25 protein-coding genes are annotated in these 26,606 nt (G+C 73.7%); 15 read left to right on the top strand and 10 right to left on the bottom strand.

Annotated elements, in window-relative coordinates; all coding sequences use genetic code 11:
• The first annotated feature begins 28 nt into the window (after window positions 1–28).
• The 3 genes from ABZ459_RS38475 (at window position 29) to ABZ459_RS38465 (ending at window position 3,391) form a co-directional block, all read left to right on the top strand.
• Complete coding sequence (locus tag ABZ459_RS38475) at window positions 29–1,339, top strand: hemolysin family protein (RefSeq protein WP_357981376.1); 1,311 nt, start codon at window positions 29–31, stop codon at window positions 1,337–1,339.
• Entirely contained in the window at window positions 1,336–2,337 is a 1,002-nt protein-coding gene (locus ABZ459_RS38470) for a hemolysin family protein (RefSeq protein ID WP_357981373.1), read from the top strand. Before ABZ459_RS38475 ends, ABZ459_RS38470 begins: the two co-directional genes overlap by 4 nt.
• 82 nt (window positions 2,338–2,419) lie before the next feature.
• Complete coding sequence (locus tag ABZ459_RS38465) at window positions 2,420–3,391, top strand: glycosyltransferase family 2 protein (RefSeq protein WP_357981370.1); 972 nt, start codon at window positions 2,420–2,422, stop codon at window positions 3,389–3,391.
• Between the two features lie 3 nt (window positions 3,392–3,394).
• On the opposite strand, the gene ABZ459_RS38460 is transcribed toward ABZ459_RS38465, so the two are convergent.
• From ABZ459_RS38460 to ABZ459_RS38420, 9 genes are all read right to left on the bottom strand, one after another.
• Complete coding sequence (locus tag ABZ459_RS38460) at window positions 3,395–4,630, bottom strand: glycosyltransferase family 4 protein (RefSeq protein ID WP_357981367.1); 1,236 nt, start codon at window positions 4,628–4,630, stop codon at window positions 3,395–3,397.
• Window positions 4,627–5,880 (bottom strand): hypothetical protein, encoded by a 1,254-nt coding sequence (locus ABZ459_RS38455; RefSeq protein WP_357981364.1) that lies wholly within the window; start codon window positions 5,878–5,880, stop codon window positions 4,627–4,629. The genes ABZ459_RS38460 and ABZ459_RS38455 overlap by 4 nt, the downstream gene beginning before the upstream one ends.
• Entirely contained in the window at window positions 5,868–6,614 is a 747-nt protein-coding gene (locus ABZ459_RS38450; protein ID WP_357981361.1) for an NTP transferase domain-containing protein, read from the bottom strand. The genes ABZ459_RS38455 and ABZ459_RS38450 overlap by 13 nt, the downstream gene beginning before the upstream one ends.
• Before the next feature lie 8 nt (window positions 6,615–6,622).
• Entirely contained in the window at window positions 6,623–6,901 is a 279-nt protein-coding gene (locus tag ABZ459_RS38445; protein ID WP_357981358.1) for an HAD-IA family hydrolase, read from the bottom strand.
• Window positions 6,853–7,155 carry an HAD hydrolase-like protein gene (locus ABZ459_RS38440; protein WP_357981355.1) on the bottom strand — a complete coding sequence of 101 codons (303 nt, stop codon included), beginning with the start codon at window positions 7,153–7,155 and terminating at the stop codon, window positions 6,853–6,855. Before ABZ459_RS38440 ends, ABZ459_RS38445 begins: the two co-directional genes overlap by 49 nt.
• A 5-nt stretch (window positions 7,156–7,160) precedes the next feature.
• Window positions 7,161–8,324: a 2-phospho-L-lactate transferase CofD family protein gene (locus ABZ459_RS38435; protein ID WP_357981352.1), complete on the bottom strand. Its 1,164-nt coding sequence runs from the start codon at window positions 8,322–8,324 to the stop codon at window positions 7,161–7,163.
• Window positions 8,321–9,109: a glycosyltransferase family 2 protein gene (locus ABZ459_RS38430; RefSeq protein WP_357981350.1), complete on the bottom strand. Its 789-nt coding sequence runs from the start codon at window positions 9,107–9,109 to the stop codon at window positions 8,321–8,323. The genes ABZ459_RS38435 and ABZ459_RS38430 overlap by 4 nt, the downstream gene beginning before the upstream one ends.
• Before the next feature lie 4 nt (window positions 9,110–9,113).
• A complete protein-coding gene (locus tag ABZ459_RS38425; protein ID WP_357981347.1) occupies window positions 9,114–9,797 on the bottom strand; it encodes a hypothetical protein in 684 nt (227 codons plus the stop codon).
• A 397-nt stretch (window positions 9,798–10,194) separates the two neighbouring features.
• On the bottom strand, window positions 10,195–11,400 hold the full coding sequence (locus tag ABZ459_RS38420; RefSeq protein ID WP_357981344.1) for a CoA transferase: 1,206 nt from the start codon (window positions 11,398–11,400) through the stop codon (window positions 10,195–10,197).
• 210 nt (window positions 11,401–11,610) lie between these two features.
• Between ABZ459_RS38420 and ABZ459_RS38415 the strand changes: the two genes are divergently transcribed.
• The 10 genes from ABZ459_RS38415 to ABZ459_RS38370 all read left to right on the top strand — a co-directional run bounded on the left by ABZ459_RS38415 (window position 11,611) and on the right by ABZ459_RS38370 (window position 22,672).
• On the top strand, window positions 11,611–12,444 hold the full coding sequence (locus ABZ459_RS38415; protein WP_357981341.1) for an SAM-dependent methyltransferase: 834 nt from the start codon (window positions 11,611–11,613) through the stop codon (window positions 12,442–12,444).
• 102 nt (window positions 12,445–12,546) lie between these two features.
• Window positions 12,547–13,116 carry an RNA polymerase sigma factor gene (locus ABZ459_RS38410; RefSeq protein WP_357981338.1) on the top strand — a complete coding sequence of 190 codons (570 nt, stop codon included), beginning with the start codon at window positions 12,547–12,549 and terminating at the stop codon, window positions 13,114–13,116.
• Window positions 13,116–14,063, top strand: coding sequence for a CU044_5270 family protein (locus ABZ459_RS38405; protein ID WP_357981335.1), 948 nt, complete (start codon window positions 13,116–13,118; stop codon window positions 14,061–14,063). Before ABZ459_RS38410 ends, ABZ459_RS38405 begins: the two co-directional genes overlap by 1 nt.
• Before the next feature lie 259 nt (window positions 14,064–14,322).
• Window positions 14,323–14,739, top strand: a complete 417-nt coding sequence (locus tag ABZ459_RS38400) for a MarR family transcriptional regulator (RefSeq protein ID WP_357981332.1) — start codon at window positions 14,323–14,325, stop codon at window positions 14,737–14,739.
• 289 nt (window positions 14,740–15,028) lie between these two features.
• Window positions 15,029–18,706 (top strand): nitrate reductase subunit alpha, encoded by a 3,678-nt coding sequence (locus ABZ459_RS38395; RefSeq protein ID WP_357981329.1) that lies wholly within the window; start codon window positions 15,029–15,031, stop codon window positions 18,704–18,706.
• Entirely contained in the window at window positions 18,706–20,286 is a 1,581-nt protein-coding gene (gene narH, locus ABZ459_RS38390) for a nitrate reductase subunit beta (RefSeq protein WP_357981326.1), read from the top strand. The genes ABZ459_RS38395 and narH overlap by 1 nt, the downstream gene beginning before the upstream one ends.
• On the top strand, window positions 20,283–20,900 hold the full coding sequence (gene narJ, locus ABZ459_RS38385) for a nitrate reductase molybdenum cofactor assembly chaperone (protein WP_357981323.1): 618 nt from the start codon (window positions 20,283–20,285) through the stop codon (window positions 20,898–20,900). The genes narH and narJ overlap by 4 nt, the downstream gene beginning before the upstream one ends.
• The gene (narI, locus tag ABZ459_RS38380) at window positions 20,897–21,586 is read left to right on the top strand and encodes a respiratory nitrate reductase subunit gamma (protein WP_357981320.1); all 690 of its coding nucleotides are present in this window, start codon (window positions 20,897–20,899) and stop codon (window positions 21,584–21,586) included. Before narJ ends, narI begins: the two co-directional genes overlap by 4 nt.
• Window positions 21,583–22,209: an HPP family protein gene (locus ABZ459_RS38375; RefSeq protein ID WP_357981317.1), complete on the top strand. Its 627-nt coding sequence runs from the start codon at window positions 21,583–21,585 to the stop codon at window positions 22,207–22,209. The genes narI and ABZ459_RS38375 overlap by 4 nt, the downstream gene beginning before the upstream one ends.
• 7 nt (window positions 22,210–22,216) lie before the next feature.
• Window positions 22,217–22,672 (top strand): MarR family transcriptional regulator, encoded by a 456-nt coding sequence (locus ABZ459_RS38370; RefSeq protein ID WP_352354937.1) that lies wholly within the window; start codon window positions 22,217–22,219, stop codon window positions 22,670–22,672.
• An 8-nt stretch (window positions 22,673–22,680) separates the two neighbouring features.
• Here ABZ459_RS38370 and ABZ459_RS38365 read toward each other — a convergent pair whose 3' ends face one another.
• Complete coding sequence (locus ABZ459_RS38365; protein WP_357981314.1) at window positions 22,681–23,748, bottom strand: hypothetical protein; 1,068 nt, start codon at window positions 23,746–23,748, stop codon at window positions 22,681–22,683.
• 307 nt (window positions 23,749–24,055) lie between these two features.
• Here ABZ459_RS38365 and ABZ459_RS38360 point away from each other — a divergent pair, with 307 nt between their 5' ends.
• Together ABZ459_RS38360 and ABZ459_RS38355 are read left to right on the top strand one after the other, a co-directional pair.
• Window positions 24,056–25,399 carry a class I SAM-dependent methyltransferase gene (locus ABZ459_RS38360; protein WP_357981311.1) on the top strand — a complete coding sequence of 448 codons (1,344 nt, stop codon included), beginning with the start codon at window positions 24,056–24,058 and terminating at the stop codon, window positions 25,397–25,399.
• Between the two features lie 167 nt (window positions 25,400–25,566).
• On the top strand, window positions 25,567–26,340 hold the full coding sequence (locus ABZ459_RS38355; protein WP_357981308.1) for a methyltransferase domain-containing protein: 774 nt from the start codon (window positions 25,567–25,569) through the stop codon (window positions 26,338–26,340).
• The last annotated feature ends 266 nt before the right edge of the window (window positions 26,341–26,606 follow it).

The following is a 26,606-nucleotide window of genomic DNA, read 5'->3' as shown; positions in this document are numbered from 1 at the left end:
GGAGCGTTACCCGAGGGCCCGGGCTGACGTGCTCCTCGACGCCGTCTACCTGCTCGCGGCCCTGGCCCTGATCCTGGCCAACGGCATCTTCGTCGCGGCCGAGTTCTCCCTCGTCACCGTCGAACGCGGCCAGGTCCGCCAGCTCGCCGAGGACGGCGACCGGGGCGCCCAGGGCGTCGAGGCCGCGGTGCAACGGCTGTCGTTCCACCTGTCGGGCGCCCAGCTCGGCATCACCGTCACCTCGCTGCTGCTCGGCGTCGTGGCCGAGCCGGCCATCGCCGACCTGCTCGACCCGCTGCTCGGTGGCGTCCCGGTCGTGCCGGTGGTGCTGGCGATCGCGCTGTCCACCGTGGCGCAGATGGTGCTGGGCGAGCTGGTGCCCAAGAACGCCGCCCTGTCCAGGCCGCTCGCGGTGGCCCGGCTGGCGACGCCGCCGCAGCGGGCGTTCTCGGCGGCGTTCGGGCCGCTGATCCGGCTGTGCAACGCGGTGGCCGACGCGATCGTCCGATGGCTCGGCGCCGAGCCGCAGGAGGAGCTGGCCTCCGCCCGCTCGCCCGAGGAACTGGGCCTCCTGGTGCGCCTGTCGGCCGAGGCCGGCGTGCTCCAGCCCAGTACCGCCGCCATGCTCCAGCGGGCGCTGCGCTTCGGCGGCAAGACCGCGGCCGAGGCCATGACACCGCGTACCGACTGCGTGACCGTCCCCGGCACCACCAGCGTCACCGAGTTCCTCAAGCTGGCCAGGAGCCGCCGCCACCTGCGCATCCCGGTCTGCGGCGCGGAACGCGACGACATCCTCGGCATCGCCAGCGTCCCCGGCGCCTGCGCGGTGCCCCCGTCCGAACGCGACACGACCCCGGTGGCCGCGATCGCCAGGCCCGCCCTCCAGGTGCCCGAGACGCTGCGGCTGGAGGTCGTGCAGGAGCGCCTGGCCTCCGCCCGCGCCGAGATGGCCGTCGTGATCGACGAGTACGGCGGCCTGGCCGGCGTCGTCACCGTCGAGGACCTGGTGGAGGAGCTGATCGGCGACATCGCCGACGAGTACGACCTGCCCGAGGAGCAGTCCGACGAGCCCTCGCCCGTGCTGCTCGCGCCGGGCGCCTCCGTGGGCCTGCCGGCCCTGCTGCGCGCCGACGAGGTCGAGGAGCGCACCGGCTTCCGCATGCCGCAGGGCCCCTACGAGACGCTCGCCGGGCTGGTGCTGGCCGCGCTCGGCCGCATCCCGGACCCGGGCGACGAGGTGGCGGTGCGCGGGTGGGTCCTGCGGGTGGAGACCATGCGGGGACGCCGGATCGAGCAGGTCACGCTGACCGCCCCGGACCGGGCGGGGGAGCGCCGGTGAGCCTCGCCCAAGGGCTGGTCATCGTGCTGCTGCTGGCCGTGAACGGCTTCTTCGTGGGCGCGGAGTTCGCGCTCATCTCCGCCCGCCGCACCCTGATCGAGCCGCGGGCGCGCGAGGGGTCGCGGCGGGCGCAGGCCGTGCTCGCCGCCATGAACGCCGTCCCCACCATGCTGGCGGCGGCGCAGCTGGGCGTGACGCTGGCCTCGCTCGTGCTCGGCGCGGCCGGGGAGCCGGTGGTGGCCGGGGCGGTCGGGCCGCTGCTGGCCGGCGCGGGGCTGCCCGAGCGGCTGGTCCATCCGATCGCCTTCGCGCTGGCCCTGCTGCTGGTGGTCGCCGCGCACGTGATCATCGGCGAGATGGTGCCGAAGAACCTGGCGCTGTCGGCGCCCGACGTGGCCGCGCTGTGGCTGGTGCCGCCGCTGTTCGTGCTGGCCAGGGCGACCCGGCCGGTGCTGACGCTGGTCAAGGCCATGGCGGGGGTGGTGCTGCGGCTGCTGCGCGTCCCGTCCGCCGAGGAGGTCCGTACGGTCTACACCTCCGGCGAGCTGCCCGTGCTCATCGAGGAGTCGCGCCGCCACCGCCTGCTCCGCCAGGACGAACGCGACCGCCTGATCGCCACCCTCGCCCTGCACGCCCGCCCGGTCGGCTCGGTGATGGTGCCGATGAGCGAGGTCGTCAGCGTGCCCGAGACCATCGACAGCGCGGGCCTGCAACGGTACGCCGGCCGCCACGGCCACTCCCGCTTCCCCGTGCACGGCGCCGACCCCGCCGAGCTGCGCGGCTACCTGCACGTCCTGGACGCGCTGAACGGCCACGGCGCCCGCGAGCCGCTACCTGTGCGCGCCCTGCCGCAGGTGCCCGCCACCGCCACCCTGGCCCAGGTGCTGGCCGTCATGCGCGCCCGCCGCGCCCAGCTCGCCGCCGTCACCGACGAGTCCGGGCGGGTGCTCGGCGTCGTCACCCTGGACGACGTGCTCGGCGGGATCCTGACTGGCTGAGGCGGGGGTCCGTGCGGGATCATGGAGCAGGGCCGCGGGCCGTGGTGACCGCGACCGGGGAACTCGCCGGAGGGCAACGCTCGTGACGACGGTCTCGCTGATCGTGCCGTGCTACAACGCGGCCAGGACCCTGCGCCTGTGCCTGGAGTCGGTGCTGGTCCAGACCCGCCTGCCCGACGAGATCGTGGTCGTCGACGACGCCGGCTCCGACGGCTCGGCGGCCATCGCCGAGGAGCTGGGCTGCCGGGTCGTGCGCCTGCCCGTCAACCGTGGCGTGTCGGCGGCCAGGAACGCCGGCGTCGAGCACACGACCGGCGAGGTGATCTTCTTCCTGGACAGCGACGTGGCGCTGCGGCCCGACGCGGTCGCGGGCGCCCTCGCGATCCTGGAGGCCGATCCGGGCGTCGGCTGCGTGCACGGCGTCTACGACACCGAGCCGCTGATCGACGACGGCCCGGTCGAGTGGTACCGGCTGCTGCACCAGGTCCACTGGCGGCGCCGGCACCTGGGCGAGGTCAACAGCGTCGTGTTCGCCCTGGCCGCCATCCGCCGCGAGGCGCTGACCCGGGCCGGCCGGCTCGACGAGAGCCTGCGCGACTGCGAGGACGTCGAGTACAGCAGCCGCCTGGCCGTCCACACCCGGATCGTGCTGACCGACGCCGTCGCCGGCCGGCACGACGAGGGCCACCGGTTCCTGCCCGTGCTGTCGGAGCAGTGGCGGCGGGCGCTGCCGCTCATCCCGCTCGCGCTGGCCACGGCCAGGCGGGGCGCGGCCAAGCCGGAGAACGCCAACAGCCGGGCCGGGATCCTCGCCTGCGCGCTGGCGCTGGCCTGCCTGCCGCTCGGCCTGTTCGCGCCGGCGCTGTTCGCGGTGCCCGTCGTGCTGGTCGGGTGGTTCGTGGTGGCCGATCCGGAGCTGCTGCGGTTCGTCCACCGGCAGCGCGGCCCGGCCTTCACCGCCTACTTCATGGCCGTGCACCTGGCCGTCCACGTGGTGCTGGTCACCGGCCTGGCCGTCGGCTCCCTGCGCGTCCTGCGGGGCGGCCCGGCCTGACCCTCAGGAGGCGGGCGGCTTGAGCGCCGCCCGGTAGACCGCGGCCGTCGCCGCCGCCGCGCGCTCCCAGCTCAGGCTCTCGCGGACGAACCGCTCGCCGCGCTCGCCCAGCGACCGCCGCAGCGCCTCGTCCGTCATGACGTCGATGATCCCGCGCGCGATGTCGGCCGGCTCGGCGGCCCGGACGAACCGCGCCGCGGGCCGTGCCGGGTCGTCCCCGAGGAAGATCCGCGAGAAGCCGTCGCCCAGGACCGTCGCCCGTCCCAGCGCCATCGCCTCGGTCGCGACCAGCCCGAACGGCTCGAACAGTGAGGGGAAGACGCAGGCGTCGGCCAGCTCGTAGTACTCCAGCAGCTCGCGGCCCGTGACGAACCGGCCCGAGGTGAGCACCCGCCCGCGCAGCCCGGTCGCGGCCACGATGCGCCGGACGCCCACGTCGTCCCCCTCGCCGACGATCAGCAGCCGCAGCCCCGGCACCGCGGCCGACGCCGCGCGCATCGCCTCCAGCAGCTGGTAGACACCCTTCTGGCGTTCGATCCTGCCGACGAACAGCAGCACCCTGTCCCGCTCGGACAGCCCCAGCCGCCGCCGCAGCGCCGCCGCGCCCCGCCGCAGCGCGTCCCGGTCGAAGGCCGGATCGGCGACGACCCGCTCGTACGTGCCGCCGAGCGGCACCACGTCGATGGGCGTACGCCGCCACCCCGCGGCGAGAAGCTGCTCGCGCACCTCGGGCGTGGCCACCACCACCCGCCGCGAGATCCGGGCCAGACGGCGTTCCAGCGCCGCGAACAGGTTCAGCGGGTCGCGGATGCTGCGCTGCGCCGCCACGCCGTACTCGGTGGTGTGCACGTGCAGGACCACCGGCAGCCGCAGCAGGTGGTGGCAGAGCAGGACGGCCAGGAAGTTCGTCGAGTCGTGCACCGCGACCAGGTCCGGCCGCCCGCCGCGGCGCAGCCGCCGCACGTACCGCCAGTCGCTGACCACGACCTGCGCGGCCAGCAGCAGGAACTCGGCGCGGCGGGTGCGGTTGAGCCGCCGCCGGGCGCCGGGCAGCCGGACGCGCGGCCGGTGCACGGTGACGCCGTCCACGCGCTCGTCCACGGGCAGGCCGCCGACGTTGAGCGTGTGGACGGTGAGCTCGTGGTCGCGGGCGAGCCAGGGGGTGATCAGCTCGACGTAGCGGCCGAGCCCCGCCGTGACGTTGGGCGGGAACTGGTTGACGACGCAGGCGATTCTCATGACAGGTCCTTGAGGTAGACGCGCGCGGCCGTCACGGCCACGACGGCCAGCAGGAGGAGGTTGACCAGCGCGAACCCGGCCAGCCCGCCGGCCACCCCGTGCCACCGGACGCACCAGGCCGGCACGGCGAGCGCGACCGGCGCACTCGCGAGCAGGCAGCCGATCAGCACGCGGGCGCCGCGCACCCCGTCCATGGACAGCGCCACCGAGTACAGGTTGAACGCCGTGTGCGCCCCGATGCCCAGCGCCGACAGCGTCATCAGCCCGGTCGAGTACGGGTACCCGCCGCCCATCAGCAGGAAGAACACCGTGCTCGCGGCGAAGGAGAAGACCGCCGTCACCCCCGCCACGGCCGGGGCCAGCCGGGCGATCCGCCGCATCAGCACCGGTTTGTCGGCGGTCGCCATCGCGGGCAGCAGCACCAGCAGCACGCCGTCGGTGAACACCACGCCGAGCAGCCGTTTGGGGAAGCCGTTGTAGACCGCGTACACGCCGACGTCGGCCGGGGCCGCCCAGTGGTTGAGGTAGAGCACGTCCACGCCGAACAGCAGGCCGGTCAGCGCGGCGACGGCCGTCACGTACGCGCCGTGCCGGTAGAGCGAGCGGGCCAGCCGCGCCGAGAACGCCCGGAGCCGCACCCCGGCCCCCGCGGTCGCCACCACCGCGAACGCCGCGTTCGTCACGATCAGCGCGACCAGGTACGGCTCGGCGTCCCTGATCCCCAGCACCAGCAGGCAGAAGCAGGCGGCGCCCAGGTAGGCGACCGCGACCGCCAGCTTGAGCCGGGCCACCAGGGCGAACCGGCCGAGCCCGCGCAGGAACCCGTCCGCGAGCTGGTTGACCGTCATCGACACCGCCAGCGCCAGCCCGTGGGCCAGCGCGGGGACGTCCACGTTCAGTGCGCGCGTGAGCAGCGGGGCAGCCAGCAGGCCCAGCGCGGCCAGCCCGGCGCTCATCGCCAGCGTCGCCGCCAGCGCCGTCGTGACCAGCGCCGGACGCTCGCCCGGCGCGGCCCTCGGCAGTTCCTGGAGCACGACGTAGTGCAGGCTCGTCAGCATGACCACGGTGACGATCAGCGCGATCGACAACACCACCGTGAACCGGCCGAACGCGCTCGCCCCCGCCCCGCGCGCGACGACCAGCGTGGTGGCCGCCGCGATGCCGCTGGCCGCCGTGCTCACCAGCGTCGGGCCCGCCGCCCACCGGTGCCCCCGGACCAGGCCCGCCGCGCGGCCCCTCAGCCCCTGCACCGCGCGTACGCCCGCCGGGCGAACTCCAGGTCGTCGGCGGTGTTGACGCCGCGCGCCTCGGCCGGGTCGGTCACCGGCACGACCGTCACCGGCCGGCCCTCGGCCCGCGACAGATGCGCCAGGAACGGCAGGAAGTTCACCTCGCCGGTGGCCGCGCCGCGCGCCGCGCCCGCCGCGTACCGCTCCCACGCCTCCGGCAGGCCCGCGGTGGCCAGGCAGAACACCCCGATGTCGCTGAGCCCGCCCGGCCGGCACTCCTCGCCCTCGCGCGACTGCCGCACCCGCACGAGCTCGTTCCCGGCCAGCTCGTACTCCACGTACGGGTCGTCCATCGGCACCAGCGGCAGGGTCAGCCCCTCGCCCGGATGGGCCGCGACGACCCGGCGCACGGTCCGCGCCGACAGGTTCGCCTGGTCGCCCCAGACCACGAGGATCGTCTCGTACCCGGCCCAGTGCCCGGCCGCGCCGAAGATCGCCTCGCCCATCCCGGTCGGCCGCTGCTGAACGCTCACCGACACCCCGGGCGTCCCCGCCACCAGCTCGCCGAACGGGCCCGCGCCCGCCGGGGACACCACGACGTGCACGTGCCCGGCCGCCGGGCGCAGCCGCCGGTGCAGGACGTCCCACACGGTGACGCCGTCGGCCAGGCTGATCATGATCTTCGGGAGGTCGTGGCCGAGCCGCGTCCCGCGTCCGGCGGCCGGGATCACCGCGCACACCCGCCGTTCATCCACGTCGCCGATCACCTCTCCAGCAGGGACACGATGTGGTCCAGGTCAGGGGCCGCGACCGCGCCGGGCGCGGGGTCGGCGGTGTGCACGTGCAGCGTCGCCAGCCCGGCGCCGACGGCCGAGGCCACGCCGTGCGCGCTGTCCTCCAGCGCGACGGCCGCGGCCGGGCGCACGCCCCAGCGGCGGCAGGCCGCGGCGTAGAACCTCGCGTCGGGCTTGCTCGCCGGCACGTCGTCGGCGGTCAGCACGTCGCGCACCGGCAGCGGGCACGCGGCCAGCACCCGCTCCACCGAGGCCTGGCTGCCGCCCGTGACCAGGTAGGCGACCCGGCCCGCCGCGCCAGCCGGCCGGCCGCCGCCGGGTCGCCGGTCAGCCGGGCGGCCACCGCGGCGGTGCTCGCACCCGCGTGGTCGGCGTAGCGGAAGCTCTCCAGCGCGCCGGGCGCGTGCTCGGCCAGGGCGTGGCGGAAGGCGGCCTCGTGCGCCGGGGCCGAGTCCACCAGCGTGCCGTCGAGGTCGCACAGCCAGACCGTCCAGGGCAGCATCCGGCTCACCCGGCCCGCGCCAGCGGCGCCTCGCCGAGCACCGCGAGCAGCGCCTCGGCCGTCCGCGGGCCGCGGTGGGCGCCGGGCCGGGCCGGGTCCTCCAGGTCGGCGCTGATCCAGCGCGCCCCCGCCCACGAACCCCCCTTCAGCACGCGGGCCGGCACGGCGGGAGCGCCCGCGCCCCGGCCGCTGAGCACGTGCGTGATCGTGGCCCGCTCGTTGCCCGGGTCGTCCAGGTAGGCCAGCGTGCGGTCCACCAGGTCGGTGGCCGTCAGCCCCTGGACGTCGTGGTCGCCGCCGACGTTCACGACGAACACCCTGGCCGCGGCCCGGCTCCCGGACACGGCCTCGGCCAGGCCCGGGGTCAGGTAGCTGGGCAGCAGCGAGGAGTGGGGGGTGCCGGGGCCGTACACGATCAGGTCGGCCCCGCCCAGCGCCCGCAGCGCCTCCGGGTTCGGCGTGACCTCGGCGGACCGCCGTGCCAGCAGCTCGCGCACCCGCTCGGCCGGGTGGCCCGCCAGCGCGGCCCGGTCGGCCGCCGACAGCGGCTCGGGCAGCAGGAACAGCCCGGTGATGGCCACGCCGTCCTGCGGCGCGACGATGTCGGCCTCGTCGGCCAGCACCCGGCCGTCCTGCTTGAGCGCGACGAGGAACGCGTTCTCGCCGCCGGTCACGTTCAGCAGCCGCACCGGCGAGCCGAACGTGCTTGCGCAGGCCCGTACGGCCGCGTTGAAGTCCTCGCCCAGCCGCAGGTACGCCCCGGCGAACACCAGGTTGCCCAGCGCGCAGTCGGCCAGGTCGAGCCCGCCGGGCCGGGCGGCCAGGCGGTCCGCGACGACCCGCAGCTCCCGCGCCGCCCCCGCCGGGCCCGCCGCGGCGACGTCGTCGATCAGCTCGTCCAGGCCGGCCGGGGTGGTGCCGGGCGGGAGCCGGCGTTCCAGCAGCGTGTGGCGCGGGTCGCCGGGGTCGAGGTGCAGCAGCAGGTTCTTGCGGAAGTCGGACGGGCCCAGCATGCCCGGCAGCCAGCGGCGCAGCGCGCCCGTGGACAGGCCGTTGTCGTACCCGTTGACCAGCAGCGACAGGCTCGTCCCCGGGGTGCGCAGCAGCGCGCGGGCGATGCCGGCGCCGCCGCGCCCGCCGCCGAACAGGGCCACCGACACCGTCCTCATCGCACCTCCTCCAGCGAGGAGCGGCCCTGCTGGAACGGCGCGAGCGGCGCCCGCAGCACGCCCCGGCGCAGCAACCAGCGGCGCAGCCCGAGGTAGCCGACGAACAGCGCCCGGTCGCGGGCCCCCCGCCAGAACCGCCAGCCCCGGCTGCCGCCGCCCCGCTCCCGGTGCTCGATCGGCAGCTCCTCCCACACGTGCCCCAGCTCGGCCACCCGGGCGGTGATCTCGGTGGAGCAGTTCATCCCCGCCGACTCCAGCGGCAGCGCCCTGAACAGCGGGCCGCGCACCACCTTGAAGATCGAGTTGAAGTCGCGGTAGCGGGTGCGGTGCAGCAGGTTGCTGACCGCGCCGCTGGCCGCCGACCCCCACCGGTACGGCAGGCTGTCGGCCTTCCTGACCCGCGCCCCCGAGAAGGCGGGCCCGCCGCCGTCCCCGATGCGCTCCAGGAACGCGTCGAGGTTGGCGATCGGGAACTGGCCGTCGGAGTCGAGCAGCACCACCCAGTCCAGCCGGGTGCGCGCGACGGCCGCGGCGATGGCGGCCCCCGCGCCCCGGTTGCGCGCGAAGGCGACGACGACGAGCTGCGGGCAGTCCTGCCGCAGCTCGCGCAGGATGCGCCCGGTCGCGTCGGAGCTGCCGTCGTCGCACACGACGATCTCCCACGTGGCCACCCCCGGGTGGCGCTCCAGGTACTCCCGCCATTCCGTCACCGCCGCCGCGATGTTGTCCGCCTCGTTGTACGCGGGTGCCGCCACGGAGACGTCGACGGCCGGCCTGTTCGGCAAGGGGTCACCTCCTCCGGGTGGCGTCCGTGTCGGTGCCGGCCCCGGTCAGGCGCCCGATCCAGCGGTCCAGGGGCAGCAGGTTGATCCCGGCGACGACCGGGACGTGCGCCAACGTGAACACGACCGCCCCCCAGAACGGGATCGGCCCGCCGGTGAACAGGTTGATGTGCGGGGCGTCGATCCGGTCGGGGATCTCGACCGGGTTGACCACCTGCCACATCACGTCGAGGAAGCCCGAGAACACGATCAGCACCCCGCTGGCCATGATCTTCAGGCAGCGGCCCGGCGAGCCGCCCCCGATCCGGTACGCGGCGGCGACCGTCAGCACGATCCCCGGGTAGAGCAGCAGGTACAGATGCGTGTAGAAGTCGTCGCCCCGGGCCCGCGCGCCGTCGCCGTAGTAGAACCAGCTGATCCTCGGGATGAGGTAGCCGGTCAGGAACACGAACGGCACGTACAACAACCAGTGCAGGCGCTGCGACACCCACGGGAAGAACGCGATCGCGCAGCACAGGCAGGCGAAGGCGAGCAGCTTGGCGGCGAGCTGCCAGGCGGCGTCGATCTCGCGGGCGTGCGGGGTGGCCAGCCAGACGAAGGCGAAGCCGGCCGCGCCGACGGCCAGGGCGATCCACCAGATGTGGGCGGCCCAGGGGCGCGGGGCGTCGAGCAGGGGGTCGGGATGGTTCACTACCGATCCTCGTAGGGCGTCATGGAAGGGTGACAGGAGCGCCCGACGCAGTATGTCACCTGTCCCGGCGACGACCACCGTAATACCTGATAACGGACCAACCGGAACTTGCGGGCATGCTGACTAACAGTAGAGTTCGCCTGAAAGTCCAGTTCATCGCCCATAAGGCATCTAGTGGAACGATTCAGGAGAAAAGTGACCGCAGAGAGCCTGCCTGCGATGTCAAGACCCGGTGGAGAGTTAGGAGGAAAGGTGTTCCGCTCGGCGCTTTTTGTGTGAAACTTGCATCATGTTTGGATAAGTCCAGCTCGGCGGGCCATTCCAGTCTGTTGGGAGCGCTCCCGCGACTTCTCATTTCATGCCCGTAACCCTTGTTTCGGGCATGTTCAAACTGCCGTCAGTCGACCACGCCCTCCGCGCGCAGGCCGGCCACCTGTGCCGGGGACAGGGACAGGAGCTCGCCCAGCACCTCCTCGGTGTGCTCGCCCAGCTCCGGCGCGGGCGACGGCGGGACCTGGCGGCCGTCCATGAGCAGCGGGCCGCCCGGGGCCAGGTGGGGGCCGACGCCCGGCTGGTCGAGCGGGGCCATCAGCGGCTCGGCGCGCAGCGCCGCCGCCCCGCCGGCGGCCAGCTCCTCCAGCGTCCGGTACCGCGACCGGAGCACCGACGTGCCCTTCAGCGCCTCCTCGGCCTCGTCCGCCGTACGCGCGGCGAACCACGGCGCGAGCAGCCCGCCCAGCGCCTCCCGGTGGGCGTAGCGGTCGGACTCGGAGCGGAAGTCGGCGGGCAGCGCCTCCTCCAGCGCCGACACCACGCGCGACAGCCCGGTGGCCGCGACCAGGTCGCGCCAGTGGCGTTCGGTGAGCACCAGGACCATGAGCCGCCGCCCGTCGGCGGTGGCGAAGTCGCGGCCGAAGTCGCCGTAGAGGTCGTTGCCGACGCGCGGACGGCCGGCGCCGCGGAGCTGGGCCTCGGCCAGGAGGCCCAGGTTGCCCATGGTCGCCAGGGCGACGTCGTGCAGGGCCACGTCGAGGCGGCGTCCCCGGCCGGTCGCGGCCCGGTGGCGGTCGGCCGCGAGCAGGCCCACGGCCAGGTACAGCCCGCAGGCGACGTCCCAGGCCGGCAGCACGTGGTTCACCGGGCCGTCGTGGTCGGCGGGGCCGGTCACGTACGGCAGGCCCAGCTCGGCGTTGACCGTGTAGTCCACGGCGGGACGGCCGTCGCGGTGGCCGAGCAGCCGCGCGTACACCAGATCGGGACGGCGCCCGGCCAGCTCCTCGTACGACAGCCCGGCCCGGGGCGGCGCGTTGGTGAGCACCGTGCCCGCGGCGACGGCCAGGTCGGCCACCAGCGCGCGCCCCCGGGCCGACCGCAGGTCGACGGTGACCGAGCGCTTGCCCTTGTTCAGCCCCGCCCAGTAGAGGCTGCGGCCGGACGGCGCGAGCGGCCAGCGCCGCGCGTCGGGCCCGCCGCCGACCGGATCGACCCGGACGACCTCCGCCCCGAGCTGGGCCAGCGTCATCCCGCCGAGCGGCGCGGCGACGAAGCTGGACAGCTCCACGACCCGCATCCCGGCCAGCGGTGCGGCATGCTCCTCCGCCACGGCCACCTCCCCGTCGATCCGCCGATCCTACGCGCGGACGGCGGCCTGATGATCTCGCCCGGAAGTTCTGGTAACAAACATTTCCCGAAATAACCGGTCTGCCCCATTGTCATTAACTGGAATTGTTGGAACATATGGTCTGAGTCACGAGTGAAGTCCAAAGATCGCCTACCGCAAGAGGGTGGCGGCGAGGGGAAAGGGGCAACGCTCATGCGCCAGCGTGCTGTCCGCAACTTGGCCAGGCTTGGCACGGCGCACGCCAGGATCACGCGGATACTTGACGCCGCCGCGGGCGGGAAGAACAACTTCCTCGCCGACAGAGACCTGGTTCGCCATTTCGATCAAGTAACTCCCGTCGCCACCACCGCGGCCCGTGCCGTTCTTGAATACCTGTCGCGGGTGATCCGTCATTTGGCCGCTGTCGAAGGCGTGGACCAGTTCATGATCGTGGGGAGCGGGGTGCCGAACGGCCCTTCGGGCGGCAGCCGCCTGCACGAGGTGGCCCGCCTGACCTCGCCCGGCCCGGACGTCCGCGTCGTGTACGTCGAGAGCGACCCGATGGCCCTGACGCTGGCCCAGGCCACCATCGAGCCCTTCTGCGACCTGGTGCGGGTGGTCGACGGCGACGTGCGCGAGATGGACGAGATGCTCGGCGACCCGGTGGTGCAGACGTTCCTCGACTGGGACCGGCCGATCGCCGTGCTGCTGCTGTCGGCCCACAGCCTCGACGACGAGTGCGCCCGTACCGTCGTCAAGCGGCTGCGTCACGCCGTCCCCGAGGGCAGCTTCCTCGGGCTGCTGCACATCACCTTCGACGGCGTGCCGGGGGAGCTGGCCCCGGCCGTGCGCGGCATGCTCGCCATGACGCTGCCCGGCCTCAACGTGCGCACCCGCGCCGAGGTCGCGGACCTGCTGGACGGTCTCGACCTGCTGGAGCCGGGCCTGGTGTGGGTGCCCGAGTGGCGTCCCGCCGACGGCGACCTCACCTGCGCGGACGCCCCCGCCTCGTCCGGCAACTACGGAGCCGTGGCCCGCATCCCCTGACCTTCCACGGACGGCCCCCGCGGCCTTCCCGCCCCCGCCGTGAACGATGATGCGGCCTGCGGGAGACAGCGAGGTGACCGCCGTCCTCGTGGAAGGAACGATGTGACCCTGCAGAACCTCTCGGAGCAGGACGACGCGGAGGTGATCCTCCGCTCCCGGGACGACCCCGAACAGTTCGCCGCGCTGTTCGACCGCCACGCCCGGCAGATCCACCTCTACGTCGCGCGCCGGCTCGGCACGCAGGCCGCCGACGACATCGTGGCGGAGACGTTCCTGGCCGCCTTCCGCCGCCGCGGCTCCTACGATCCCGACGCCCGCCTGGCCAGGCCCTGGCTGTACGGCATCGCCACCAGGCTGATCGCCCGGCACCGGCGCGACGAGGAGCGGCTCCTGCGGGCGCTGAGCCGTACCGGGGCGGAGCCGCTGCCCGAGCCGCTCGGGGACGTCGTCACCCGGCGCGTCGCGGCCCAGGGCGAGGAGCGCCGCCTGCTCGCGGCGCTGGCGGCGCTGTCGCCCCGCGACCGCGACGTCCTGCTGCTCGTCGCGTGGGAGGACATGAGCCTGGAGGAGGCCGCGCAGGCCCTGGGCATCCCGGCGGGAACGGCGCGCTCCCGCATGCATCGCGCGCGCAAGAAGATCAAGGCCGTGCTTCCCGCGGAGGAGGAGAACTGATGGACGACCTGAACGCGGTGAGGCGAGTGCGCCGCCCCGTCCCGGAGATGACGCCGCAGGCGGAGGACGCGGCCCGGGCCAGGCTGCTGACCGCGGTACGGACGCCGGTGCGGACCACGACGCCCCGCCCGCGCCCCGCGCGTCCGGTGTGGCGGCTCGCGACGGCGGCCGTCCTGACCGTCCTGGCGGGCCTCGGCTGGGCCGCGATCCGTGAGCCCGGCGCCACGCCGGTGGCGAGCGTGCAACAGCTGAGCGAATGGGCCGCCGGTGCGGCGGAGGACGCCCCAGGCCCGGGCGCCCGCGGCGACCAATGGCTCTACGTCAAAGAGCTCGACGCCGCCCCCGGCGCCTACGGCGGGTACGGGGTCGACACGAGCAGGCGGATCACCTCGGAGGTGTGGACGAGCGTCGACGGCAAGAAGATCGCCTGGTACGACGACAAGGGCAAGCTCCTCGTCCAGTACACCCACCCGGGCATCGGCGCCGCCGACCTGGCCGCGGAGCCCGTCACCCCGCGGACCGTGACCGACCGGCTCATCGCCGCCCTGCGCCCGCTCGATGAGTCGGCCGGTGATCCGCCGCCTCCCATGAACGAGCGGCTCTTCCAGGCGATCTACCAGTTGATGGGCGAGCAGGCGCTGCCCCCGCGGGTACGGGCCGCGCTGTTCCGCGCCCTGTCGGCCATCGAGGGAGTGCAGGTCACCCCCGACGCGGTCGACGCCGGCGGGCGGCGCGGCGTCGCCTTCAGCTACACCGGCGACTGGGCCCGCTATGACCTCATCCTCAGCCCCGGCGACTACCGCTTCCTGGGCACGTACGGCGTCAGCGTGACCGACCGGACCTTCACGTGGACGGGAGGCGGTGCCGACGTGCCCGCCGGCACCCCGGTCACCTGGACGGCCCAGCTCGGCACCGCGGTGGTGGACGAGCCGGGACGGCGGCCCTGAGGGCTGCAATTCATCACCATTTGAAAACCTCAGATGAAATCCACTGTAATGGGTAGTGAACACCGTCGCTCCGCCGGACGGCGACGTCGTCCGAGCTCGCACCGGCAGGGGGGGGGGCGTCGAGGGCGGGCCGCCTGCTAGGACTTTCCTTTTGGTCGTCGGCGGAGTGATGAATAGGTGGCCCGTTATGTGGAAAAATGTCGGACCAGCGGCTTCGGTTTTCCATGGCCGCTCCACGACATCGCTCGAAGGCGCGGGCATGGACGACTCGGCATGGCACATCGAGGAGGCGTCCCTGGTGCTGGTGGAGGCGACGCTCGACGCCATGGCCGCGCTGGGTGACCTGTCGGTGCCCCGGCTGCGGGTGTTGCTGGCGGTCGACCGGCACGGCCCGATGAACCTCCGCTCCCTGGCCGACCGCCTGGACATGTCGCTGTCGGCGGCCGGCCGGGTCGTCGACCGCCTGGACACCGCCGGCCTGCTGAGCAGGGCCCCGGCCGCCCACAGCCGCCGGGAGATCCGCATCAGCACGACCCCGGCCGGCCGGGAGGTGCTGGAGCGGCTGCGCGCCGCGCGGCGGCAGCGCATCGGCCAGGCGCTGGAGAAGCTGGCCCCGGACGACCGCAGGACGCTCGTCCACGTGTTGCGGCGGCTGACCGAGGCGACCGACTCCTGAGCGCCTGATCCGCCGACATCAGCCGCTATTTCACCTTATTTCGCGAAATTTCGGTCGATAGACCTAATTGTGTTTTCGGGGGCGATGAAACCTTCCCGGAGAACTAACAGATTCCATATGGACACTGTCGCATGCTAGAAACAGTCGTCTGACTGCACACATCACTTTCAGTCGATTCGCCAGTGTCCGGGGGCGCGACAAGGCACGCATCCCGGCTGGACCAGCACGGGAAACCAAAAAGCCTCATTTCCACATAAGGGGGTTATGCGTCGTGCCTGGTGGAATACGCATGCATCTGACACGAGCCGAACGCGCCGCCGACACGGCGGCCGCACGGTTGCTGGCGGCGGGCACCCTGCTGCTGCGCGCCGACACCACGCCCGACCGGCGGGCGGTGTACCGCGGCGAGGACAAGGTCAACGACTCCCCGTACCGACGCCGGTGGGCGCACGACAAAGTGGTGCGTTCCACTCACGGGGTCAACTGCACCGGCTCGTGCTCCTGGAAGGTCTACGTCAAGGACGGCCTGATCACCTGGGAGACCCAGCAGACCGACTACCCCAGCGTCGGCCCCGACCGTCCCGAGTACGAACCGCGCGGCTGCCCCCGCGGCGCCGCCTTCTCCTGGTACACCTACTCGCCCACCCGGGTGCGTTACCCGCACGCCCGCGGCGTGCTGGTGGAGCTGTACCGGGAGGCCAGGGCGCGCCTGGGCGACCCGGTCGCGGCCTGGGCCGAGATCACCACCGATCCCCGCAAACGCCACCGCTACCAGTCGGCGCGCGGCCAGGGCGGCCTGGTCCGCATCGAGTGGGACGAGGCGCTGGAGATCGCCGCGGCGGCCCACGTCCACACGCTCATGACGTACGGACCCGACCGGGTCGCCGGGTTCTCGCCGATCCCGGCCATGTCGATGGCCTCGCACGCGGTGGGCGCCCGGTTCATGTCGCTGATCGGCGCGCCGATGTTGTCCTTCTACGACTGGTACGCCGACCTGCCCGTGGCCTCGCCGCAGGTGTTCGGCGACCAGACCGACGTGCCGGAGTCGGGCGACTGGTGGGACGCGGCCTACCTCGTGCTGTGGGGGTCCAACGTCCCGGTCACCCGCACGCCCGACGCCCACTGGGTCACCGAGGCCCGCTACCGGGGCCAGAAGGTGATCGTGGTCTCGCCCGACTACTCCGACGCCACCAAGTTCGCCGACGAGTGGCTGCACCCCCATCCCGGCACCGACGGCGCGCTCGCCGTCGCCATGGGGCACGTCATCCTGCGCGAGTTCTTCGCGGAACGGCAGGCCCCGCACTTCACCGGCTACGTCAAGCGCTTCACCGACCTGCCCTTCCTGGTGCACCTGGCGGAGCACGACGACGGCGGCCTGCGTCCCGGCAAGTTCCTGACCTCGGCGGACCTGGGCGGCCAGGAGGAGGCGGCCCGCTGGCGGCCGATGATCCTCGATGCCGCGACGGACCGCCCGGTCGCGCCCAACGGCACGCTGGGCGACCGGTGGAGCGCCGAGCAGGGACGCTGGAACCTCGACCTCGGCGACCTCGACCCGCTGCTCACCCTGCACGCGCCCGGCTGCGAGGGCGCCGAGGTGGTCCTGCCGCGCTTCGACGAGCCGGGCGTCGTCCGCAGGGGCGTGCCGGTCCGGCGGGTCGGCGACCGGCTCGTCACCACCGTCTTCGACCTGCTCATGGCCCAGTACGGCGTCGCCCGCCCCGGCCTGCCCGGCCAGTGGCCCACCGGCTACGACGACCCCGACGCCCCGGGCACGCCCGCCTGGCAGGAACGCATCACCTCCACCCCCGCCGCGCAGGCGATCAGGATCGCCCGGGAGTTCGCCGCCACCGCCGAGCGCACCGGCGGCCGAGCCATGATCATGATGGGCGCGGGCACCAACCACTGGTTCCACTCCGACACCATCTACCGCTCCTTCCTGACGCTGCTGCTGCTCACCGGCTGCCAGGGCGTCAACGGCGGCGGCTGGGCCCATTACGTGGGCCAGGAGAAGGTCCGGCCGCTGGCCGGCTGGCAGCAGCTGTCCACCGCGGCCGACTGGGTGCGCCCGTCCCGCCAGATGGCCGGCACGCCGTACTGGTACCTGCACACCGGCCAGTGGCGCTACGAACGGTTCTCGGCCGGAACGTTGTCCAGCCCCGCCGGGCCCCGCCGGTTCGCCGGGCGGCACACCCTCGACCTGGTGGCGCAGTCGGCCCGGCTGGGCTGGATGCCGAGCTACCCCACCTTCGCCGCCAACCCGCTCGACCTGGGCCGCCGCCTCCACGACAGCGGCGCCGACCCGGCCCGCTGGGTCGCCGGCGAGGTGGAGTCCGGGCGGCTGGCGTTCGCCTGCGAGGACCCGGACGCGCCGGAGAACTGGCCGCGGGTGCTCACCGTCTGGCGGGCCAACCTGATCGGCTCCTCGGCCAAGGGCAACGAGTACTTCCTGCGCCACCTGCTGGGCGCACCCGACAACGCCACCGCCGAGGAGGCGCCGCCGCCCGACCGGCCCCGGCAGGTCACCTGGCGGGAGGCGCCGCGCGGCAAGCTCGACCTGCTGCTCGCCCTCGACTTCCGGATGACCTCCACGACGCTCTTCGCCGACCTGGTGCTGCCCGCCGCCACCTGGTACGAGAAGCACGACCTGTCCAGCACCGACCTGCACCCGTTCGTGCACGCCTTCACCCCGGCGATCAACCCGCCCTGGCGGGCCCGCACCGACTTCGACATCTTCCACTCGCTGGCCCGCAAGCTGAGCGAGCTGGCCGCCGGCCGCCTCGACGTCGCCCACGACCTGGTGGCCACCGCGCTCCAGCACGACACGCCCGGCGAGATCGCCCAGCCCGGCGGCGGCGTCCCCGACTGGCGCGAGAGCGGCGCGACGCCCGAACCCGGCCGCACCATGCCCGCGGTGACGCTGGTCGAGCGGGACTACACCGCGATCGCCGACCAGCTGGCCGCCTTCGGCCCGCTGGCCGAGCGGCAGGGCATGACCGTCAAGGGCGTCACCGTGCGGCCCGGCCCCGAGTCGGCCTGGCTCGCCGCGCGCTGCGGCACTGTCGCCGGCGGCCCGGCCGAGGGCCGTCCGCTGCTGGACAGCGACGTCAAGCTGTGCGAGGCGATCCTGGCGCTGTCGGGCACCACCAACGGCAGGATCGCCGCCGAGGGCTTCGACCGGCTCGCCGAGCGCTGCGGGCCCGGCTCGGGGCTGTCGGAGCTGGGCGCGTCGGTCGCCGGGCACCGCACGGTGTTCTCCGACACCCAGGACCGGCCGGTGCCCGCCGGGGCCAGCTTCGAGTGGTCGGGCGCGGAGGGGCACGACCGCCGCTACGCGCCGTTCACCATCAACACCGAGCACCGCAAACCCTGGCACACGCTCACCGGCCGCCAGCACTTCTACCTCGACCACGACTGGATGGCCGAGCTGGGCGAGCAGCTGCCCGTCTACCGGCCGCCGCTCGACCTCGACGCGCTGGGGGAGAGCCTGCCGGCCGCCCCCGACGGCGGCAAGGCGGTGCACGTGCGCTACCTCACGCCGCACTCCAAGTGGTCGATCCACTCCGAGTACCAGGAGAACCTGCTCATGCAGACGCTGGCCAGGGGCGGCCCGGTCATCTGGATCAGCGTCGAGGACGCCGCCGCGATCGGCGTGGCCGACAACGACTGGATCGAGGCCGTCAACGTCAACGGCGTCGTGGTGGCCCGCGCCGTCGTGTCCCACCGCATGCCGCCCGGCACCGTGTTCATGTACCACGTCCAGGAGCGGCTGGTGAACGTGCCCAAGTCGCAGGCCACCGGCCGGCGCGGCGGCGTGCACAACGCGCTCACCAAGCTCCTGGTCAAGCCGACCCACCTGATCGGCGGGTACGGCCAGCTCTCCTTCGCCCCCAACTACTACGGCCCCACCGGCAACCAGCGCGACGCGGTGACCGTCATCCGCCGCCGGGATCAGGAGGTGCGTTACTGATGCGACCGATGGCCCAGATCGCCATGGTGATGAACCTGGACAAATGCATCGGCTGTCACACCTGCTCGGTGACCTGCAAGCAGACGTGGACCAACCGGCCCGGCACCGAGTACGTCTGGTTCAACAACGTCGAGACCCGCCCCGGCCAGGGCTACCCGCGGGGCTGGCAGGACCAGGAGCGGTGGCGGGGCGGCTGGCGGCTGCGCCACGGCCGCCTGGTGCCCCGCGCCGGCGGCCGGCTGCGCCGCCTGGCCACCCTCTTCGCCAACCCCGAGTTCCCCGGCCTGGACGACTACTACGAGCCGTGGACCTACGACTACGACAACCTCACCAGCGCGCCGCTCGGGGACGACGTGCCGACCGCGCCGCCCCGCTCGCTGATCGACGGGCGGCCGACCGCCGTCACCTGGGGTCCGAACTGGGACGACGACCTCGGCGGCGGCCCGGAACAGCTCGCCGCCGACGTCGTCCTGCGCAAGGTGAGCGACACCGTGCGCCTGGACTACGAGCGGGCGTTCATGTTCCACCTGCCGCGCATCTGCGAGCACTGCCTCAACCCCTCCTGCGTGGCCGCCTGCCCGTCGGGGGCGATGTACAAGCGCATGGAGGACGGCATCGTCCTGGTCGACCAGGACCGGTGCCGGGGGTGGCGCATGTGCGTGTCCGGCTGCCCGTACAAGAAGGTGTACTTCAACCACCAGACCGGCAAGGCCGAGAAGTGCACGTTCTGCTACCCGCGCATCGAGGCGGGGGAGCCGACGGTCTGCTCCGAGACGTGCGTCGGCCGCCTGCGCTACCTCGGGGTCATGCTCTACGACGCCGACCGCATCGGCGCGGCCGCCGCCGTCCCGGACGAGCGTGACCTGTACCCGGCGCAGCTCGACTGCTTCCTCGACCCCGCCGACCCCGAGGTGGTCGCCGCCGCCGAGGCGGCGGGCATCCCGCACGACTGGCTGGAGGCGGCCCGCCGCTCGCCCGTGTACCGGCTCATCACCGAGTTCCGCATCGCGCTGCCCCTGCATCCGGAGTACCGCACCATGCCCATGGTCTGGTACGTCCCGCCGCTGTCGCCCATCGTGGACGCGCTGGCCGAGACCGGGCACGACGGCGAGGACGTGGGCAACCTGTTCGGCGCCATCGACTCGCTGCGCATCCCGGTCGGCTACCTCGCCGAGCTGTTCACCGCGGGCGACCCGGTCCCGGTGGAGGCCGCGCTGCACCGCCTGGCCGCCATGCGCGCGCACATGCGGGCCCGCAACCTCGGCGACGAGCCGGACCCCGGCATCGCCGCCGGGACCGGCCTGTCGGCCGCCGACCTGGAACGCATGTACCGCCTGCTCGCCCTGGCCAAGTACGACGAGCGGTACGTCATCCCCACCGCCTACGTCACCTCCGACCACGCCGGGGACGCCGGCTGCAGTCTCGACGCCCCCGGCGGCCCCGGCATGCTCGCCGAGAGCTTCCACAGCGCCCCGGTCACCAGGGACGACGGGCTGCGCGGCCGGGTCAACCTGCTCAACTGGGACGGCAAGGGCACGCCCGACGGCCTGTTCCCGTCCAGGGACGAGGCGGGCGAGTGAACCGGCACGGCTCCCGCCTGATCCACCAGGCCGCGTCCCTGCTCCTGAGCTACCCGGGCGAGGACTGGCCCGCCCGCCTCGGCCTGGTCCGCGACGCGCTCGGCGCGGCGGGCGGCGCCGCCGCCGAGCGCCTGCGCGGCTTCTGCGCCGAGGCGGCGGCCCTGCCCGCGCTCGACGCCGGCGCCGCGTACGTGTCCACGTTCGACCGCAGCGGCCGGCGCACGCTCCACATGACCTACTACGGCGACGGCGACACCCGTCGGCGCGGCGAGTCCCTGCTGGAGCTCAAGACGCTCTACCGCGCCCACGGCTGGCGGCCCGGCACCGGCGAGCTGCCCGACTTCCTGCCGGTGATGCTGGAGTTCGCCGCCCGCGTGCCCGGCCCCGGCGGCCGGCTGCTGCGCGACCACCGGCCCGGCCTCGACCTGCTGCACGCCGGCCTGACCGCCCGCCGCAGCCGCTACGCCGCCGTCGTGGAGGCCGTGCGGCTGACGTTGCCCCGCGCCACGTCCGCCGACCGCCGGACCGTGGACGAGCGGACGGCGCTCGGCCCGCCCGCCGAACGCGTCGGCCGTACCGCCCTGCCCGAGGTTCCCGGAGGAGTCCGCCGATGAGGCATCTCAACATCGCCCTGTGGGGTGTTCTGCCGTACGTCGTCCTGGTGTTGTTCGTCGCCGGGGCGGTCTGGCGCTACCGCTACGACCGGTTCGGGCTGACCACCCGCTCCAGCCAGCTCCACGAGAGCCGCCTGCTGCGGGTGGGCGGGCCGCTGTTCCACTTCGGGCTGCTGTTCGTGATCGCCGGTCACCTCGTCGGCCTGCTCGTCCCCGAGCGGTTCACCGAGGCCGTGCACGTGACCGAGCCCATGTACCAGCTCAACGCCCTGGTCGTCGGCGGGCTGGCCGGGCTGGCCACCGTGGTCGGGCTCGGCGTGCTGCTGTGGCGGCGGCTGAGCGTACGGGCCGTGCGGCGGGCCACCGGCCGCTCCGACCGCGTCCTGTACCCGGTGCTGGCCACCGTGCTGCTCGCCGGGCTGATCGCCACCCTGCTCGGCCCGTCCGGCCACTACGACTACCGGCTCGGCGTGTCGGTGTGGTTCCGCAGCCTGCTCGAACTGGAACCGGACGTCGGCGCCATGGCCTCGGCGCCGTTCGTGTTCCAGGCGCACACGCTGCTCGGCCTGGCCCTGTTCGCGCTGTGGCCGTTCAGCCGTCTCGTCCACGCCTTCGCCGCGCCCGTCGCGTACCTGGTCAGGCCGTACATCGTCTACCGCTCCCGCGGTGGCGCGCTGCCCCGATGAGCGCCGGAGCCGCCGCGGAAGGGGCCGAAGGCGCGGAGGGAGCGGCCGGGGGCCGGGTCCGGGAGCGGGGGGCGGTCAGGGCGCGGGTCGCCGTGGCGTGCGCGGTCGCCTGGAGGGCCGCGGTGTGCATCAGCGTGCCCGCCCTGGTCGCCTGGCTGGCCCACCAGCCGTTCGTCTTCCCCTCCCTGGGGCCGACGATCTACCTGGTGCTCACCGCGCCGGGGGCGCCGGCCGCCGCTCCGCGCCGTACCGTCGCCGGGCACGCCATCAGCGCCGCCGGCGGCTACCTGGCGCTCACCGTCACCGGGCTGACGCGCACCGCGCCCGACCTGGGGCACATCGACGGGCGCCGGGTGCTCGCCGTCGTCATCGCGCTGTCCTGCACGACGCTGGGCATGCTGGCCACCGACAGCTCCCATCCGCCCGGCGGCGCGACCACGCTGATCGTGGCGCTGGGTTTCCTGCGCACCCCGCTGAACCTGGCCGTCCTGCTCACCGCCGTGGTGCTCACGACCCTCGTCCTGCTCGCGCTGGGACGCCTGCGCGTCTCCCGCGTGGTAACTTCGCAGAAGAAGTTACTTCTTGGGGGATTTATCTTCTCCAAGAAGGAGGACAGGAAGTGAGGACCGCGTGCCGAACACCCCCGACCCGTCCGACGCCGGCCGGCGCTACCGCCGCTACCTGAGCGCGGTCATGCTGCACGGCCACGCCGGCGCCAAAGCCTGCGGCCTGGGCGCCACCGACCTGTACGCCCTGAACATCCTCGAACTGGCCGGCCCGATGACCCCCGGCGAGCTCGGCGTCCGCACCGGCCTGACCACTGGCCCGACCACCCGGCTGATCGACCGGCTGGAGCAGGCCGGGTACGTCCGCCGTGTCCCCGCCCCCGACGACCGCCGCAAGGTGATCGTCGAGCCGGTCGGCAAGCCCGCCGAGCTCGACGCGGTCATGGCCCCCGTGCGGCAGAAGATCGGCGACATCCTCGCGGGCTACCCGGCCGAGCACCTCGACGTGCTCTACGACTACTTCGACCGGGCCGCCCGCGCCTATCAGGAGGCCGCCGAGGACCTGCGCTCCGGCTCCTGACCCGGCGGTCAGCGGAAGTCGGAGATGCGCAGCACCGCCAGCATGTCCGTCGCCCGCGAACCGGTCGAGAACGACGCCTCCACCCCGACCCAGCCGCGGAAGGCCCCCGTGTCGTCGATGATCTGCATCAGCGGCTTGACGTGGGAGTTGCCCGTGTAGCAGAACTCGCCGCGCTCCATCGCCAGGCACGTGCACCAGTGCCACAGCGTGTCACGGCGGTCGGACTTGGAGATCGTCGTCAGGTAGTACTGGATCGAGCTGACGTTGGCCCGCGTGCCGCCGCCGTACTTGGGGCAGCCGCCCGACTTCTGGCACGCCCCCCGCGACGACGGCTGCAGGTAGGTCAGGCACGAGGTGGTCGACTTGCAGGCGCGGAAGGAGGAGTGGCCGAACGGCTGGTTCGCCGACCTGACCAGCGTGCCGCTCGCCCAGCTCGTCAGGTCCTGCCTGAGCGAGCCGGGGAAGGCCCGCACCGAGCTCATCGCGCGCCGGGTGCCGATCGCGGCGTTGCTGCCGTAGCCGTAGCCGTGCGTGGCCAGGCTGCTGCCCTTGAGGTCGAGGCGGGCCAGCTTGCCGTCGGGCGAGGTGCGCACGTACCACTGCTCGGTCCAGGTCTGGGCGATCTTCCACCGGATGGTGAGCACGTTGCCCGCCAACGTGTACGTCCCCGTGCGGGTCTCGCTCGGGCCGCCCGTGTAGCCGCCCGCGGTGAGCACCTCGCAGCCGCGCGGACGCGACGCGACGCCGCCGGCCTTGGTGGTGCAGCTCGGGTCGGGCACGGTGCCGGTGCGCTGCCTGGCCTTGGGGAAACGTTGCCACCACAGGTACAGGGCGGCGCTCACCGTGCCGTTCGCGGCGAAGCGGTAGGTGCCCAGGCGCACCCAGTTCTGCCGGGAGGCGGCCTGGAGATGGCCCTGCGAGACGACGAAGGTGGACTTGCCGCCCGGCAGCGCCGAGGCGGCGGTCTGGGCGGCGGCGGTGGTCGCGGCGGTGGCCGCGACAGCGGCTGTCACCGGTTGGACGGGGAGAAGGGCGAGGGCGAGCACGAAGGAGAGGACTGCCGCTGCGGTACGCATGGGAGAGACTCCGTAGGGCTTGCGGGCGTTGGCTGATCGTCAACGGCCCACCGTATTCCGGCCTGACCGGATCTGTCCTCGAAACGCGGTCAGGAGGACCCTGACAGCGCTCGACGCCCGCCCGTGAAGCTAGGATGAGGACGTTTCCAGCACCGCGAGGAGGTTGATCATGTCGTTCCCACCGCCCGGCATGGTTCTCGGCGACGCCCCGGCGCGCACTTCCTCGCGGGGGGCCGCCACAGGCTGACCCTCTCCGCGTCGAAGTGCTTCTCATGGCCATCACTGGTTCGATCATGAGGAGCCCTGAGTGCTCGAGATCCGCTGGACCGAAGACGGCGAGGCCCGGTCGGCCCGCTGGCGTTCCGAGAACGGCTCGCCGCCGCCCGCGCGCGTGGTGATCGCCGACGAGCGCCTGGCCGCGGCCACGGCGTACCGGCTGGCCTGCGAGGGCACCGCGCTGCTGTGGCGCGGAGACTTCCACGCCGCACGCCGGCTGCTGCGCGCCATGGCCCGCCGCGCCGACCGCCACCCACCCAACCCCACCCGTTCACCCCACCCTTCCCACGCTCCCTCACCCGCCCCCTCGGCCCCCGCGTCCGCCTCCCCAATGGCGCCCGCGTCCGCCGCCTCACCCTCGCGCCCGTCGGGCTCCCCGCCGGGCTCTGCGTCCGTCCCCTCACTGGCGCCCGCGTCCGCGTCCCCGCCGGCGCCTGGATTCGCCTCTCCACCGGCTCTCGCGTCCGCTCACCCGCCCGCGTCCGCGCCCGCGCTCGCGTCTTCGCTTGCGCAGGACTTCCACCAGTACCGGCGGGCCCGCTCCCAGCGGGCCGTCACGCTGGGCCGGTTGCTGGTGCCGCTCGACCCGGACCACAGCGTGCCCCTGCGGCGCGCCCCTGACGTGCGGGACGCCTGCGCGCAGGTCTACGGGCCCGCGACGGAGGCTTCGGTCGTCTCGCTGCGCGAGCTGCTGGGCATCGTCGGGGCGTACGAATGGCGCAGGCGCGGCGTCGAGGTGCCCGCCCTGAACGACCGCATCCACCCCCACTACGGCGTCTTCTCACCGGTGCGCGGCGAATACGTCGACCTGGTGGCCGCCGCCCCGCTGGTCTCGCGCGCGGGGGCGTTCGACATCGGCACCGGGACGGGCGTGCTCGCCGCGGTCCTCGCCCGCAGAGGCGTCGAGCGCGTCGTGGCCACCGACCGCGACCCGCGCGCCGTGGCCTGCGCCCGCGACAACCTGCGACGGCTGGGGCTGTCCGGGCGGGTCCACGTCCTGGACGCCGACCTCTTCCCGTCCGGACGCGCGCCGCTCGTCGTCTGCAACCCGCCCTGGCTCCCGGCCAAGCCCGTCTCGCCCCTCGACCACGCGGTCTACGACCCCGGGAGCCGCATGCTCCGCGGCTTCCTCGACGGCCTCGGCGAGCACCTGACACCGGAGGGCGAGGGCTGGCTGATCCTGTCGGACCTGGCCGAACGGCTGGGATTACGGACCCGTGCCGACCTGCTGTCCGCCTTCACGAGCGCGGGCCTACAGGTCGTGGACCAGCTCCACACCCGACCACGACACCCACGCGCCTCCGACCAGACCGACCCCCTGCACGCGGCCCGCGCCACCGAGATCACCTCCTTGTGGCGCCTCCGCCGTACTTGACCCCCTCTCCACCCACGCCCGGCCGGGCCGTCCGCCTGTGCCTGGCCGGGCCCTCCACCCGCGTCTGGGCCGCTTGCCCCGGCTGCAATGCGCGGTCGGGGTTCGGGTGCGCGGAACCTTCACATGGTGTCCCTGGGATCTGCGAACTCGTCTGGTTGGGTGGGATCATGATCGACATTGATCCCGCCTCCCGTCCTGACCCGATCGCCTACCTCGACCACGTCGCCTCCACCGACGTCGGCAGGGGCTACAAGCGGCAGGTGCTCGAACTGCTGGACCTGCGGCCCGGGCAGACCGTGCTCGACCTCGGCTGCGGCCCCGGGACCGACCTCGCGGCCATGGCCGACGCCGTCGCCCCCGCCGGACGGGTGATCGGCCTCGACCGCAACCCGGCGATGGTCGCCGAGGCGGGCGCCCGTCTGGCCGGACGGCCCCAGGTCGAGGTGCGTTCCGGAGACGTGCACGAGCTGCCGGTCGCGGACGGGAGCATCGACCGGGCCCGTACCGACCGGGTCCTGCAGCACGTGGACGACCCGGCGCGGGTGCTGACGGAGTTCCGCCGGGTGGCGCGTCCCGGGGCGCGGATCGTCATGGCCGAGCCCGACTGGGAGGGCATGCTCATCGACTCCCAACGCCCGGACGTCGGCCGGACGCTGGCCCGGTTCATCTCCACCGAGATGATCCGACACGGCACGCTAGGCCGCAGCCTGGCCCGGTTGTGCGAGGAGGCGGGCCTCACGGTGCGGTCGGTGGTGACGGTCGCGCCGGTCTTCCGCGACCTGGCCACCGCCGACCAGGTCCTCGGCCTGCGCCGCAACCTGGTCAGGGCCGTCGGCGCCGGATATCTCGAACCCGGCGCCGAGGAGTGGTTCGACGACCTGCGCTCCCGCCCCTTCCTGGCCTCGGCCCTGCTGTTCCTGGTGACGGCCGAAGTGGGCTGACCGGCCGTGCCGTCCCTGGCGGTGGCCGGGGGCGGCGAAGAAGGCCAGGGGCGGCGAGAAGCGGAGGGCCAGGGGGGGCGGAATGCGGAGGGCCGGGGGCGGCCAAGGGGAAGGGGCGAGGGTCAGGTGATGCGGAGCGGGAGGGTGCGGGGGCCGCGGACCTGGCCCGTCGCCCAGGTGACGGCGTCGGGGTCGGCGAGGGTGAAGGTGGGGATGCGCTGGAGCCAGACGTCGAGGGCGGTGCGGAGTTCCATGCGGGCCAGGTG

It is taken from the genome of Nonomuraea sp. NPDC005692 (assembly GCF_040631115.1).
Lineage (GTDB): Bacteria > Actinomycetota > Actinomycetes > Streptosporangiales > Streptosporangiaceae > Nonomuraea.
This window is presented reverse-complemented; position numbering and strand designations above follow the sequence as displayed.